Source organism: Diaphorobacter sp. HDW4A (assembly GCF_011305995.1).
Taxonomy (GTDB): domain Bacteria; phylum Pseudomonadota; class Gammaproteobacteria; order Burkholderiales; family Burkholderiaceae_C; genus Diaphorobacter_A.
The window spans coordinates 4,989,614-5,003,759 of record NZ_CP049910.1; the positions used below are offsets into that span (position 1 = coordinate 4,989,614).

Sequence of the window (14,146 nt, forward strand, 5' to 3'; positions counted from 1 at the left end):
GCTCACGTGGAGCCCAACCCATCAGTCAGCAAGACCTTAGACAGCCAGACGCTTGCGGCCCTTGGCGCGGCGAGCGTTGATGACGGCGCGGCCGCCACGGGTCTTCATGCGGACCAGGAAGCCGTGGGTACGTGCGCGGCGGGTCTTGGAAGGCTGGTATGTGCGTTTCATGATTCAAAATTCCTTGATAGTTCAGTTACAGGCCCGGCTTCGATCGGCCGATCAGCCCGCCAGAATTCCCAAGCCAATCATCTGAGACTGCTTTTGGATTCCAAAATCTGGATTCCAAAAACCTCTCTCCAATGACCCGCCCGGGCTGGATCACCCTGAACGGGTTCAGGGAAACCCGAGATTATTGCAGGCTTGGAGGATTCTTGCAATCCCCGGGAATTGTCGTTTTTTTACGGGTTGGTGCAAGGGCGGTCCCGGGCAAACCCCTCCAAAAGCGTGGATAGATATGAGGATGATGTGCGGAAAAATTGTGGATAACTATTCCTGGAAGCTACAATGGGTGCCCTTCAATGTTCCTCCTATCCACAACTAGAATTCCCCTGAAATGATTGAGGAACCTTCCAACACCGCCCACGACGAGTCCGGCTCCGACGCCGGGCAAGGCCTGTGGCAGGCATGCGTGGAGCAGCTCTCTCAGGAGCTGCCAGAGATGCAGTTCAACACCTGGATCAAACCACTCGCAGCCAAGGTGGAGCCCGACCTCTCCAAGGTCACCCTGTTCGTGGCCAACCGGTTCAAGCTGGACTGGATCCGCGCACAGTATGCGGGGCGCATCGCAGCAATCCTCGAAGGCCTGTACGGCCAGCCAATTCCTCTGGAGCTAGCTCTCGCTCAGCGGGAAAGCGTTGTCCGCAAATACATTCCGCCGCAACCTGTCGCACAGCCCGAACCCGTAGCGGCCCCCGAGGTCAGCTCGCCCACCGGCGAAGATGGTGGAGCCACGCCGTTCCGCTCGCGCCTGAACCCAGCACTCACATTCGACTCGCTGGTCGAGGGTACCGCCAACCGCATGGCCCGCTCCGCCGCCATGCATGTGGCCGCGTCGCCCGGACACCTCTACAACCCGCTATTCATCTATGGCGGCGTCGGTCTGGGTAAGACCCACTTGGTGCACGCCGTAGGCAACAAGCTTCTGGCCGACAAGCCGGACGCCAAAGTTCTCTACATCCACGCCGAGCAGTTCGTCTCGGATGTGGTCAAAGCCTACCAGCGCCGGACCTTCGACGATTTCAAGGCTCGCTATCACTCGCTCGATCTGCTGCTGATTGACGATGTGCAATTTTTTGCAAACAAGGACCGCACGCAGGAAGAATTCTTCAATGCGTTCGAAGCCCTGCTCGCCAAGAAGAGCCACATCGTGATGACGTCGGACACCTACCCCAAGGGTCTGGCCAATATCCACGAACGTCTGGTCTCGCGCTTCGACTCCGGCCTCACCGTGGCCATCGAGCCGCCCGAGCTGGAAATGCGCGTCGCGATCCTGATCAACAAGGCCCGCGTCGAGAACGCCGACATGCCCGAGGAAGTGGCCTTCTTCGTCGCGAAGAACGTGCGCTCCAACGTGCGTGAGCTTGAAGGCGCGCTGCGCAAGATCCTGGCCTATTCGCGCTTCAATCAGAAGGAAGTGTCGATCCAACTGGCCCGCGAGGCGCTGCGTGATCTGCTGTCGATCCAGAATCGCCAGATCTCTGTGGAAAACATCCAGAAGACGGTGGCCGACTACTACAAGATCAAGGTCGCCGATATGTACAGCAAGAAGCGCCCTGCCAGCATCGCCCGCCCGCGCCAGATTGCCATGTACCTGGCCAAGGAGCTGACACAGAAGAGCCTGCCCGAAATCGGCGAGCTGTTCGGCGGCCGCGATCACACGACCGTGCTGCACGCGGTGCGCAAGATTGCCGGAGAGCGCCAGCAACTGACCGAACTCAACCAGCAATTGCATGTGCTGGAACAGACGCTCAAGGGGTAATCTGTTCCGTGATGAATTGCCACGAAATTTGTTTCAGATCACAGGCAAAATGCCATGTGGGGCGAGCGGGCCGGGCTCTTGAGAGGGAGCAAGCCCCAATGCATACCCATCGCCCGCCAACGTTTTTCGCATTCCTTTTTGCACTCCAAAACCAACCAAGGTTGAAGACATGATTGTCCTGAAGGCAACACAAGACAAGGTCCTCGCAGTATTGCAATCGGTGTCCGGCATCGTCGAACGCCGTCACACCTTGCCCATCCTGGCGAACGTGCTGATCCGCAAGACCGGAAATGCCTTGCAGCTCACCACCAGTGATCTGGAAATTCAGATCCGCACCACCGCCGAACTCGGCGGCGACACGGGCGAATTCACCACCACGGTCGGCGTGCGAAAAGTCATCGACATCCTGAAGACCATGCCCTCGGACCAGACCGTGAGCCTGGAGACCAGCCAGAACAAGCTCATCCTCAAGGGTGGAAAGAGCCGTTTCACGCTGCAGTCGCTGCCCGCCGAGGACTTTCCGCTGGTGCAGGAAGCCGCCGGATTCGGCCCCGCGTTCAGCGTGCCGCAGAAAGTGCTGAAGAACCTGATGGGTCAGGTCTCCTTCGCCATGGCCGTGCAGGACATCCGCTACTACCTGAACGGCATCCTGTTCGTCGCCGAAGGCAATACGCTGAGCCTGGTGGCCACCGACGGTCACCGCCTTGCGTTCTCGTCGGCCACGCTTGATGTCGAAGTGCCCAAACAGGAAGTGATCCTGCCGCGCAAGACTGTGCTCGAGCTGCAGCGCCTGCTGTCGGACGCTGACGGCGCCATCGAGATGCAGTTCGCCAACAACCAGGCCAAGTTCTCGTTCGGCGGCATGGAGTTCGTCACCAAGCTGGTCGAGGGCAAATTCCCCGACTACAACCGTGTGATCCCCAAGAACCACAAGAACAGCATCACGCTCGGCCGCGCGCCGCTGCTGGCCAGCCTGCAGCGCACCGCCATCATGACCAGCGACAAGTTCAAGGGCGTGCGCCTGAACCTCGAACCTGGTCTGCTGCGCGTGGCGTCCAACAACGCCGAGCAGGAAGAAGCCGTGGACGAACTCGATATCGACTATGGCGGCGACGCCATCGAAATCGGCTTCAATGTGAGCTACCTGATCGACGCGCTCACCAACATGAGTCAGGACATGGTCAAGGTTGAACTGTCGGACAACAACAGCTCCGCGCTGCTGACCATCCCCGACAACGATCACTTCAAGTACGTGGTGATGCCGATGCGCATCTAAGGTCCAGGGACGCACACCGACGCACTGAGCCACACATCATTTCATCATCAGGGCTGCCATGGCTTGTTATTCGGGCGATGGCAGCCATTTGATCATTTGATGGACTGAATTTTTGAACGATTTTTTACACTGACCGCCCTCCGGGACGCTCAGGTGCACGAGAGAAAGCATTCCTCCATGACCGCAGAGAACACGCAGCCCACCCCCGAAGAGCCCACCGCGAACAACGGCGCATCGCCCGCGCCAGCACCTGCGGCAACCGGCAGTGATGGCTACGGCGAAGGCGCGATCCAGATCCTCGAAGGCCTGGAGGCCGTGCGCAAGCGTCCCGGCATGTACATCGGAGACACCTCCGACGGCACCGGTCTGCACCATCTCGTGTTCGAAGTGGTGGACAACTCCATCGACGAAGCCCTCGCCGGTTTCTGTGACGACATCGTCGTCACCATCCACACCGACAACTCCGTCAGCGTCATCGACAACGGCCGCGGCATTCCCACGGGCGTGAAGATGGACGACAAGCACGAGCCCAAGCGCTCGGCCGCCGAAATCGCGCTGACCGAACTGCACGCGGGCGGCAAGTTCAACCAGAACAGCTACAAGGTCTCGGGCGGTCTGCACGGCGTGGGTGTGTCGTGCGTGAATGCGCTCTCGATCAAGCTCAAGCTCGTGGTGCGCCGCGACGGCCAGATCCACCAGATCGACTTCTCGCGTGGCTTCGTGCAGGACCGCATCATCGAAGTCGTGGACGGCGTTGAAATCTCCCCCATGAAGATCGTCGGCCCGACAGAAAAGCGCGGCACCGAAGTGCGCTTCCTGCCCGACACCGACATCTTCAAGGAAAACTTCGACTTCCATTACGAAATCCTCGCCAAGCGCCTGCGCGAACTTTCGTTCCTGAACAATGGCGTGCGCATTCGTCTGATCGATGAGCGCACCGGCAAGGAAGACGACTTCTCCGGCGCCGGTGGCGTCAAGGGCTTCGTCGAATACATCAACGGCACCAAGAAAGTGCTGCACCCCACGGCCTTCCACGCCATCGGCACACGCCCTGCTGAAACCTACGGCGGCATTCCCGGCACCGAAATCGGCGTCGAAGTCGCCATGCAGTGGAACGAGAGCTACGGCGAGCAGGTGCTCTGCTTCACCAACAACATCCCCCAGCGTGACGGCGGCACCCACCTGACCGGCCTGCGCGCCGCGATGACCCGCGTGATCGGCAAGTACATCGAACAGAACGAGTTCGCCAAGAAAGCCAAGGTCGAAGTCTCGGGCGACGACATGCGCGAAGGCCTGTGCTGCGTGCTCTCCGTGAAGGTGCCCGAGCCCAAGTTCTCGAGCCAGACCAAGGATAAGCTGGTCAGCTCCGAAGTGCGCGCGCCCGTGGAAGACATCGTCGCCAAGGCGCTGATGGACTACCTCGAAGAAAAGCCGAACGACGCCAAGATCCTCTGCGGCAAGATCGTCGAAGCCGCCCGCGCCCGCGAAGCCGCCCGCAAGGCCCGCGAAATGACACGCCGCAAGGGCGTGCTCGACGGCATGGGCCTACCCGGTAAACTGGCCGACTGCCAGGAAAAAGACCCATCGCTGTGCGAAATCTACATCGTCGAGGGTGACTCCGCCGGCGGCTCCGCCAAGCAGGGCCGCGACCGCAAGTTCCAGGCCATCCTACCCCTGCGCGGCAAGATCCTGAACGTCGAAAAAGCCCGCTACGAAAAGCTGCTCTCCAGCCAGGAAATCATCACCCTGATCACCGCTCTGGGCACCGGCATCGGCAAGGCCAGCGTGGAAAGCGGCAAGAGCACCTCGGACGACTTCGATCCAAACAAGCTGCGCTACCACCGCATCATCATCATGACCGACGCCGACGTTGACGGCGCCCACATCCGCACCCTGCTGCTCACCTTCTTCTACCGCCAGATGCCCGAGCTGTGCGAACGCGGCCACATCTACATCGCCCAGCCACCGCTCTACAAGGTCAAGAGCGGCAAGGAAGAGCTGTACCTGAAGGACGCCGCAGCGCTCGACGCCTACCTCCTGCGCGTGGCCCTGAATCACGCCAGCATCTCCACGGGCGGCACCAACAGCCGCGTGCTGCAAGGCGAAGAACTGGCGGATCTGGCCAACAAGCACCAGCACGCCGAACACGTGATTGACCGCCTCTCCGCCTTTATGGACGCAGAAGCCCTGCGCGCCATTGCCGACGGCGTCGAAATCAAGCTTGACACCCTGCAAGACGCCGAAGCCAGCGCCGTGCAACTGCAAGCCAAGCTGCGCGAACTCAACACCAACGGCATCCCCGCCGACGTGGCCGGTGAATTCGACGTCCGCACCGACAAACCCATCCTGCGCATCAGCCGCCACCACCACGGCAACATCAAGAGCAGCATCATCACGCAGGACTTCGTGCACGGCGCCGACTACGCTGCCCTGAGCGAAGAAGCCCACCTCTTCCGCAGCCTCATCGGCGAAGGCGCCAAGGCCACCCGCGGCGAAGGCGAAAAAGCCAAGGAAGAAAAGATCACCGACTTCCGCGGCGCCATGCAATGGCTGATCTCCGAAGCCGAACGCACCACCGCCCGCCAGCGCTACAAGGGTCTCGGCGAAATGAACCCCGAACAGCTCTGGGAAACCACCATGGACCCCGCAGTGCGCCGCCTGCTGCGCGTACAGATCGATGACGCGATTGAAGCGGATCGTGTGTTCACGATGCTGATGGGAGATGAGGTCGAGCCGCGTCGGGATTTCATTGAGACGAATGCGCTCAGGGCAGGGAATATCGACGTTTGATTTTTCGCGTCGGTGACAGCATCCGTTGAGAAACGGTTGTCCCTAAAACTAAAAGCCGCCAAGCGCATTGCTCGGTGGCTTTTTTTGCAGCTCATCACAACAAGTGAGACAACCCTCTTCAAAAACACAACTGTCTACTTGGCAAGGACAGCAGCCGGTTAGGAGTGGTCCCAAAAGACTGGGGATGAAAAATTTCTGATCAATTCAGTGTGAGCTTGCTTGCGACTTAATGAACCCGCAACACCTCAAACTGCTGTCGGATTGGAGCAGCCTGTATCGATATCTCATCACCCTCGCACTTGCCCAGCATCGCCCTGCCCAAGGGAGCTTCGCTGCTGATGACCTGAACGAGTTCAGCGCCGCTGACCAACTTCATGCTGCCCCCAGCCGGACCGAGAAAGAGCTTTTGCGGCTTGTCGTCGGAATCCACCAGACAGACCAACGCGCCGAGCCGTATACCTTCGCTGGCGTTGTAGGGGCGCGGGCGGAACTGCTGCCAATGGGAAATCGCTTGACGGATGGCTTCGGCGCGACGAGCTTGACCAGTGGCCAAGTAAGCGGCTTCGAGACCCAATGTGTCGTATTTGTTTTCGGCGATGTTTTCTTCGTGAGTTGCCGCCTCGTGGGCCGCCCGTGCTGCCTGCTCGGCTTGCAGCAGGTCCTCGGTGAGCCGTTCCAGCACCTGCTGCTGCAGCAACAATTTATCCATAATGAAAGGTAGGCATCTCGAACAAGTGGGGGGGGGGTTAGGTCTTTATTATGAAGGGCTTCACCCGCTTTCGACGCTTCTGTTGGCTGCAGGTTAGCTTCAACTACGGGTCGCAAGCGGAGATTCGCGCACAGTAGCTCATGATGTGCAATCCCGCCACTACGGAAGAGTCTGGCTCACCGTTCTGCACAAGTTTGCCTGTCCCGCGTTGGACGTGATTCTGGAAGCTTTGGATGTGCCCAAAGCGTCCTCAATCGATCCTGACCACAGACGTGATCGTTCCCCCACCCACCGCATGCTTCAAGCCAACGATCTCCACGGTGCTTCCATATTTGCGCAGGCGTTCTTCGATTTTCTCCAGCGCAGCCAACGCCGTCATGTCCCAGAAGTGGGCTGAGTGCAGATCGATCACCACATCACGCCCCGCCACTACCCGCATATCAAAACTCTCGATGAACTTGTCGGCAGACGCGAAGAAGACTTGCCCGCGTACCTGATAGGTCACAGCGGAATCGCTTTCCATCATGGTCACCGACAGCAGCCGCGACACTTTGAACGCGAAGAACACGCCGCTCAGCAGCACGCCCACGCCGACACCGGCGGCGAGGTTGTCCGTGGCGACGGTGACCGCCACCGTTGCCAGCATCACGGTGCTGGAGAGCTTGGGGTGTTTGGCCAGCGTGCGCAGCGAGCCCCAGTCGAAGGTGGAGGCCGAGACCATCACCATGATGGCGACGAGCGCTGCGACGGGGACTTGCGATACCCACGGTTTGAGCAGCACCATCAGGATCAGCAGGAAGGCTCCGGCGAACAGGGTGGACAGGCGGCCGCGGCCGCCGTAGCGCACATTGCTGACGCTCTGGCCGATCATGCCGCAGCCTGCTATTCCACCAAACAGGCTGGCGGCGATGTTGGCCGCGCCGAGGCCGCTGCATTCGCGGTTCTTGGCGCTGGGGGTGTCGGTGAGTTCATCGACCACGCTGGCGGTCATCATCGATTCAAGCAGGCCGACCATGGCGATGGCGAGCGCGGGCAGCGCGATGAGCTGCAGCGTCTCCAGATTGAAAGGCACGTCCGGCAGCCCGAACTGCGGCAGCCCCTGGGGCAACGCACCCAGATCGGCCACGGTCTTGAGCGGCAGGTGCAGCCACTGCGCGAGAAGCGTGAGCACGACGATGCACACCAGCGGCGACGGGACGACAGTGGTGATGCGCGGCAGACCGTAGATGATGAGCAGCCCAACGGCGCACATGATCCAGGTAGCGCCGTTCGCACCGAACAGATGCGGCATCTGCGCCGAGAAGATCAGGATGGCGAGCGCGTTGACAAAACCGGTGCGCACGGAGCCTGAGACAAAGCGCATCAGCACACCAAGCTTCAGCCAACCAAACAGCAGCTGCATGACGCCCGCGAGAATGCCCGCAGCGAACAGGTATTGCACGCCATGCACATGCACCAGCGGCGCGGCCACGAGCGCGACCGAGCCCGCTGCGGCCGAGACCATTGCAGGTCGTCCGCCGACAAACGCGATCACCAGGCTGATGACGAACGAGGCGAACAACCCGACCGCCGGATCGACCCCGGCGACGAACGAGAACGCGATGACTTCGGGAATCAGCGCGAACGTGGCGACCGCACCGGCCATGAGTTCGCGCGGGATGCTCGGCGCCCATTCGGCGCGCGAGAAGAATGATGATGAGGATGAGGAGATGTGCTTCGGGGACGACATGCAAGCCAACGGATGCCCCGCGCCCTGCGCTGCAACGCGGGGCGGTGAGGGCATCAACCGTGAAAATCAGAAATGAGGATGAGGTGAGCCGGGATTCTGGCGAGGCGCTCTGGCTCGTCAAAAGCAAACCACTAGAGCGCGCTTACGTCGCCCAGATGCGCGGCCGCGTGCCGGGTAACTGCCACCAGAGCATACGCCATTCGGCCCACACGCGCTGCCACAGCAGCATCAGCGGCTCCACCACGGGCGAGAGGCCGCGTAGCACGATCATGTGCGCATTGGGCGCCGTCACCCCGGCGATCACGCCCTCCGGCAGATCGACCAGCATCGCGTGCGTGACTTCAAGCAACTGTTCGCGCAGCGCGCGCGGCAAGGCGGTGCCGCCGGCGAGGATGAGGCTGCCCATGCAGCGTGCGCCCGCAAGGCCAAGCGGGCCGTTCATCAGGCGGTCGTCCTGCGCGTCGATCACGCCGCGTTCGAGAAAACGGCCGGGCCAGTCGATGTGCTGAACGAAACGGCCCTGCTCATAAGGCGCGTCGGCATGCGGCAGACCAAACGCGGTGATGTCCCAGGCGATGAGCTGCGAATCCGGCGCGAGGTCCAATTGCAGCTCGTTCACCGCGTCGCAATCGTTGTAGGCGATGGTTTCGAGCGGCAGCCATTCGAGGCGCGCGCCGGACGCCAGCGTGATCCGGGTGCGCTGCATGCCCTGCTGTCCGTTGCTGCGATAAAAGCGCGTGGCGCCAGGGGTGGTGATGAGGCCATGCGCGCCTTCCTGCGCGCGCACCGTCACATCAAGCAGGTCGCCGCCGACGATGCCGCCCGGTGGATGGACGAGCACGTTGTGGCAGATGCCCGGGCCCTCCGGATGCAGGCTGCGCAGCACACGCAGCGGGCCGTCGTGGCTGAAGTGCAGCCGCGTGGCGTCATTGCGCTGCGAATAATCAAGATCGAGACGGGCGTGCCAAACCATGGGCGCTGATTAAAACATTGAAATGGAGAAACGGAGAAAAGGAGAAATCGAAAAAGCGACGAAGCAACTCCGTTACCCACAACGCCTGAAACCGGCGCGCGCCAGGCGAGAGCAGCCGCGCAAGGGCCGCCCCGCCGCGCTGGCTGCGTCCCCCTGCCCGAAACGCAACGCGTTTCGAGAGCGAGGGGAAGGCGCCAAGCGCCTCAGGGGAGTGTTCCTCATATAGCAACTAGCTGGCGCACGCCTTTGGATTGCATCTCGTGGCCGGGGCCGCTGGCAATGACTTCTCCGCGTTCCATGACGACGTAGTGATCGGCCAGCTCTTCTGCAAAATCGTAGTACTGCTCGCACAGCAGGATCGCCATGTCGCCGCGATTGGCGAGCATGCGGATCACGCGGCCGATGTCCTTGATGATGCTGGGCTGGATGCCTTCGGTCGGCTCGTCGAGGATCAAAATTTGCGGCTTCGGCGCGAGTGCGCGCGCGATGGCGAGCTGCTGCTGCTGACCGCCCGAGAGATCGCCGCCGCGCCGGTGCAGCATGGTCTTGAGCACGGGGAACAGCTCGAACAGCTCGGTCGGAACCTGCGCGCCGCCGCTCTTGTAGGCCAGCCCCATGCGCAGGTTGTCTTCGACTGATAGGCGCGAAAAAATTTCGCGACCCTGGGGCACATAACCCATGCCGCTGCGCGCGCGGTCATACGGCGCGCGGCGCGAGATGTCCACGCCCTGCCATTCGATCTTGCCGCTCTTGATGGGAACGAGCCCCATCAGGCTCTTGAGCAGCGTGGTCTTGCCCACGCCGTTGCGGCCGAGCAGCACAGTGACCTTGCCTTTTTCGGCCTTGAGGTTCACGTCGCGCAAGATATGCGAGCCGCCGTAGTACTGATGCAGGTTTTCGATCTTGAGCATGGTGTGTCAGCGTCCCAGATAGACTTCAATCACGCGTTCGTCGGCCTGCACTTCGGCGAGCGTTCCTTCGGCGAGCACCGCGCCATCACACAGCACCGTGACCTTCTCGGAGATGGTGTCGATGAACGACATGTCGTGCTCCACCACCATCAGCGAGTGCTTGCCCTTGAGGCTCAAAAACAGCTCGGCAGTGCGCACGGTTTCCTCGTCGGTCATGCCGGCCACGGGCTCGTCGAGCAGCAGCAGCTTGGGCTCCTGCACCAGCAGCATGCCGATCTCCAGCCACTGCTTCTGCCCGTGGCTCAGCAGCCCGGCCTGACGCGTCACGCTGCCCGCCAGATGGATGGTGTGCAGCACCTCGGCGATGCGGTCCTTCTGCGCGCCGGTGAGTCGGAAGTTCATCGACTGCGCGACGCCCTTGTGCGTCTTGAGCGCAAGTTCAAGGTTCTCGAACACCGAGAGCTGCTCGAACACCGTGGGCTTCTGGAACTTGCGGCCTATGCCGAGCGCCGCGATCTGCGGCTCGTTGTAGCGCAGCAGATCGATGGTGGAGCCGAAGTACACCGTGCCTCGGTCGGGCCGGGTCTTGCCGGTGATGATGTCCATCATCGTGGTCTTGCCCGCACCGTTGGGACCGATGATGCAGCGCAGCTCGCCGGGCGCGATATCGAGGTTCAGACCGTTGATGGCCTTGAAGCCGTCGAAGCTCACATGCACATCTTCAAGATAGAGAATGCGCCCGTGCGTCACGTCGACCTCGCCCGCAATCACCGGCCGCGCCATGCTGGCCGTGCGCCCGCCCGATTCGGTCGCGCCCACCGTGGCCTGCAGATGGTGCAGGTGGACCATGCGCTCGGTACCGGCTTCCATGAGATCGGGCGTCATGCGCGTGCTCCCTTTGTGATGGTGGATGTCTGCGGTGTGCTGCGCGCGGCCTTGTCAGAAGGCGCGACGCGGGTCGCTGCGCGCGCCGCGCGGTGCTCGCGCCACTGGCGCGCCAAGCCCACGATGCCGCCGGGCATGAACAGCGTGACGGCGATGAACAGCAGACCCAGCACGTAGAGCCAGTACTCGGGTGCGGCCATGGTCAGCCAGCTCTTGCCGCCGTTGACGGCGAAGGCGCCGATGATCGGTCCGACGAGCGTCGCGCGCCCGCCCACCGCCGTCCACACCGCCATTTCGATGGAGTTGCCGACGCTCATCTCGCTCGGGTTGATGATGCCGACCTGCGGCACATAGAGCGCGCCCGCAAGGCCGCACATCATCGCCGAGATCACCCAGATCGTGAGCTTGTACTGCAGCGGGTTGTAGCCGCAGAACATGGTGCGCGTCTCCGCGTCGCGCACGGCCTGCAGCACGCGGCCGAACTTGCTCTGCACCAGCCAGCGCGCGAGCAGATAGCAGCCGAGCAGCGCGATGCCCGAGAGCGAGAACAGCAGCACATGCATCTGCGGCGTGTTCAGCGAGAAGCCCAGAATCGTCTTGAATCCGGTGAAGCCATTGTTGCCGCCAAAGCCCGTTTCGTTGCGGAAGAACAGCAGCATGGCCGCGTAGGTGAGCGCCTGCGTGATGATCGAAAAATACACGCCCTTGATCCGCGAGCGGAACGCAAAATAGCCGAACAGCCCCGCGAGCAGCCCCGGCACGAGCAGCACCAGCAACACGGTGGCGATGAAGCTGCCCGACAGCGACCAGGCCCATGGCAGTTCCTTCCAGTCGAGGAACACCATGAAGGGCGGCAGCGCATCCGGCCCCGAGGCCTCGCGCATCAGATACATGCCCATCACATAACCGCCGAGCGCGAAGAACAGCCCGTGGCCCAGACTCAGGATGCCGGTGTAGCCCCAGATCAGGTCGATGGCGAGCGCGCAGATCGCATAGCACATGAACTTGCCGAGCAGGCCGATCATGTAGTCCGAGAGATGCAGCGCATGGCCCTCGGGCACCATGAGATTGAGCGCGGGCGCAACGGCGGTGACGATGATGAAGGCGATGAGAAAAAGGCTCCAACCGCGCCCGCTGAGAAGCGATGCGGGCTTGGGCAATTCAAGGACAGGGTGATGGGTGGTCATGTCGTCAGGCCTCCGCACTGCGGCCCTTCAAGGCGAAGATGCCTTGCGGACGCTTTTGAATGAAGATCACGATGAAGAGCAACACGGCGATCTTGGCGAGCACCGCGCCGGTCCAACCTTCGAGCAACTTGGACAGCACACCGAGGCCGAGCGCGGCATACACGGTTCCGGCCAACTGGCCAACGCCGCCGAGCACCACGACGAGGAACGAATCGACGATGTAGTTCTGCCCCAGGTCCGGCCCCACATTGCCGATCTGGCTGAGCGCGCAACCCGCGAGCCCCGCGATGCCCGAGCCGAGCGCGAAGGCATAGGTGTCGGTGCGCGCGGTGTTCACGCCCACGCACGACGCCATCGCCCGGTTCTGCGTGACGCCGCGCACGAACAGCCCGAGGCGAGTGCGCGCAATCATGAAGGTCACCCCACCAAGCACGAGAAACGCGAAGATCACGATGCAGATGCGGTTCCACGGCAGCGTGAGATTGGGCAACAGCGCGAGGCCGCCGCTCATCCACGAGGGGTTTTCCACACCCACATTCTGCGCACCGAACAGGCTGCGCACGGTCTGCTGCAGCACGAGGCTGATGCCGAAGGTGGCAAGCAAAGTTTCGAGCGGACGGCCGTAGAGAAAGCGAATCACGCCGCGCTCGAGAATTGCGCCGACCAGCGCCGACACGAGAAAGGACACCGGAATCGCGAGCACCAGATACCAGCCGAAGGCCGACTCGGGCATGTAGCGCTGAAACAGCACCTGCACCATGTAGGTCGCATACGCGCCGATCATGATCAGCTCGCCGTGCGCCATGTTGATCACGCCCATCAACCCATACGTGATGGCAAGCCCGAGCGCCGCCAGCAGCAGCACGGAGCCGAGGCTGATGCCGCTGAAGATTTCGCCCAGGCGCTCGCCCCAGGTCAGGCTGTCGGCAATCTCGGCCACGGCGCGCTGCAGCGCCTTCATGACGGCAGGATCCTGCTCGTCGGCCATGCGCTGGTTCAGCAGCAACTGCGTCTCGGGCGTCTTTTCCTGCGCGAGCGCGCCGATGGCGTGCAGGCGCTGCTGCGGGTCTTCGCTCGCGAGCTGGCTCGCAGCCTTGGCGCGTTCGAGCAGGGACTTGACCTGCGTGTCGGTCTCCTTGGCGAGCACCTTGTCGATCATCTCGACCCGCGACGCATCGGGCTCGGCCGCGATCTTGGCGGCTGCGCTGCGGCGCTCCGACACATCGCTGCTGTTCAATGCCAGAGCCGCCTGCGCCATGTCAATCACGCCGCGCAGGTAGTTGTTGTTGACCACGTCTTCCGGATCAGCGGGCAGCGTGGCAACCTTGCCGGTCGCGGGGTCGATGGCCTTGTCGTTCTGCACGATAAAGGCCTTGCCGTTGGCGGTCTTCACCTCGTCATTGGCAAGCGCAGCGAGGAACGCGGCGACCTGCGCATCGGTCGTCTGCACGGCCTCGTTGATGGCGGCCACGCGCTGCTCTGTGTCGTCGGCCGCGGCCATCCGGAAGGCCTGCTCGGCGGTGAGGGCATGGGCCATGCTGCACAGGCCCAACGAAAGCGCCAGCGCTGAAAAAACTGAGGGGATACGGAGCATGAATCTCATGGTCATTTTTCTCGCGTGTGCAAAGGACGCCGCCGCCGGGGAAATCGGTTGTCCACGGCGTTAGCGCCGCCTTCAACCTACGAAACTGGCGCGCGCCAGGCG

General features: G+C 62.1%; 11 protein-coding genes. 3 read left to right on the forward strand and 8 right to left on the reverse strand.

Going from position 1 to position 14,146, the window contains the following annotated elements; translation table 11 throughout:
• Window positions 1-36: 36 nt before the first annotated feature.
• Window positions 37-171, reverse strand: a complete 135-nt coding sequence (gene rpmH / locus G7047_RS22925) for a 50S ribosomal protein L34 (RefSeq protein ID WP_005798102.1) — start codon at window positions 169-171, stop codon at window positions 37-39.
• A 385-nt stretch (window positions 172-556) separates the two neighbouring features.
• On the opposite strand from rpmH, the gene dnaA reads away from it, so the two are divergent.
• The 3 genes from dnaA (at window position 557) to gyrB (ending at window position 6,047) form a co-directional block, all read left to right on the forward strand.
• Window positions 557-1,981: a chromosomal replication initiator protein DnaA gene (dnaA, locus tag G7047_RS22930; protein WP_166310314.1), complete on the forward strand. Its 1,425-nt coding sequence runs from the start codon at window positions 557-559 to the stop codon at window positions 1,979-1,981.
• A 169-nt stretch (window positions 1,982-2,150) separates the two neighbouring features.
• Window positions 2,151-3,257: a DNA polymerase III subunit beta gene (dnaN, locus tag G7047_RS22935; protein WP_166310316.1), complete on the forward strand. Its 1,107-nt coding sequence runs from the start codon at window positions 2,151-2,153 to the stop codon at window positions 3,255-3,257.
• A 177-nt stretch (window positions 3,258-3,434) separates the two neighbouring features.
• Complete coding sequence (gene gyrB / locus G7047_RS22940; protein WP_166310318.1) at window positions 3,435-6,047, forward strand: DNA topoisomerase (ATP-hydrolyzing) subunit B; 2,613 nt, start codon at window positions 3,435-3,437, stop codon at window positions 6,045-6,047.
• Between the two features lie 226 nt (window positions 6,048-6,273).
• Here the strand turns inward: gyrB and G7047_RS22945 are convergent, their stop codons facing one another.
• The 7 genes from G7047_RS22945 to urtB form a co-directional block, all read right to left on the reverse strand.
• Complete coding sequence (locus G7047_RS22945; RefSeq protein WP_166310320.1) at window positions 6,274-6,756, reverse strand: GreA/GreB family elongation factor; 483 nt, start codon at window positions 6,754-6,756, stop codon at window positions 6,274-6,276.
• Window positions 6,757-7,006: 250 nt separating this feature from the next.
• A complete protein-coding gene (locus tag G7047_RS22950) occupies window positions 7,007-8,485 on the reverse strand; it encodes a SulP family inorganic anion transporter (RefSeq protein WP_166310322.1) in 1,479 nt (492 codons plus the stop codon).
• A 142-nt stretch (window positions 8,486-8,627) separates the two neighbouring features.
• Entirely contained in the window at window positions 8,628-9,458 is an 831-nt protein-coding gene (locus tag G7047_RS22955; RefSeq protein WP_166310324.1) for an urease accessory protein UreD, read from the reverse strand.
• A 218-nt stretch (window positions 9,459-9,676) separates the two neighbouring features.
• Window positions 9,677-10,369: an urea ABC transporter ATP-binding subunit UrtE gene (gene urtE, locus G7047_RS22960; RefSeq protein WP_166310326.1), complete on the reverse strand. Its 693-nt coding sequence runs from the start codon at window positions 10,367-10,369 to the stop codon at window positions 9,677-9,679.
• A 6-nt stretch (window positions 10,370-10,375) separates the two neighbouring features.
• Window positions 10,376-11,254, reverse strand: coding sequence for an urea ABC transporter ATP-binding protein UrtD (gene urtD, locus G7047_RS22965; RefSeq protein ID WP_166310328.1), 879 nt, complete (start codon window positions 11,252-11,254; stop codon window positions 10,376-10,378).
• Window positions 11,251-12,441, reverse strand: coding sequence for an urea ABC transporter permease subunit UrtC (urtC, locus tag G7047_RS22970; RefSeq protein WP_166310330.1), 1,191 nt, complete (start codon window positions 12,439-12,441; stop codon window positions 11,251-11,253). The genes urtD and urtC overlap by 4 nt, the downstream gene beginning before the upstream one ends.
• Window positions 12,442-12,445: 4 nt before the next feature.
• Window positions 12,446-14,035, reverse strand: coding sequence for an urea ABC transporter permease subunit UrtB (gene urtB / locus G7047_RS22975; protein ID WP_166312218.1), 1,590 nt, complete (start codon window positions 14,033-14,035; stop codon window positions 12,446-12,448).
• Between the last annotated feature and the right edge of the window lie 111 nt (window positions 14,036-14,146).

Coding starts and splice junctions, on each gene's coding strand:
- rpmH (WP_005798102.1), bottom strand. CDS start 171: ATGAAACGCACATACCAGCCTTCCAAGACCCGCCGCGCACGTACCCAC.
- dnaA (WP_166310314.1), top strand. CDS start 557: ATGATTGAGGAACCTTCCAACACCGCCCACGACGAGTCCGGCTCCGAC.
- dnaN (WP_166310316.1), top strand. CDS start 2,151: ATGATTGTCCTGAAGGCAACACAAGACAAGGTCCTCGCAGTATTGCAA.
- gyrB (WP_166310318.1), top strand. CDS start 3,435: ATGACCGCAGAGAACACGCAGCCCACCCCCGAAGAGCCCACCGCGAAC.
- G7047_RS22945 (WP_166310320.1), bottom strand. CDS start 6,756: ATGGATAAATTGTTGCTGCAGCAGCAGGTGCTGGAACGGCTCACCGAG.
- G7047_RS22950 (WP_166310322.1), bottom strand. CDS start 8,485: ATGTCGTCCCCGAAGCACATCTCCTCATCCTCATCATCATTCTTCTCG.
- G7047_RS22955 (WP_166310324.1), bottom strand. CDS start 9,458: ATGGTTTGGCACGCCCGTCTCGATCTTGATTATTCGCAGCGCAATGAC.
- urtE (WP_166310326.1), bottom strand. CDS start 10,369: ATGCTCAAGATCGAAAACCTGCATCAGTACTACGGCGGCTCGCATATC.
- urtD (WP_166310328.1), bottom strand. CDS start 11,254: ATGACGCCCGATCTCATGGAAGCCGGTACCGAGCGCATGGTCCACCTG.
- urtC (WP_166310330.1), bottom strand. CDS start 12,441: ATGACCACCCATCACCCTGTCCTTGAATTGCCCAAGCCCGCATCGCTT.
- urtB (WP_166312218.1), bottom strand. CDS start 14,035: ATGCTCCGTATCCCCTCAGTTTTTTCAGCGCTGGCGCTTTCGTTGGGC.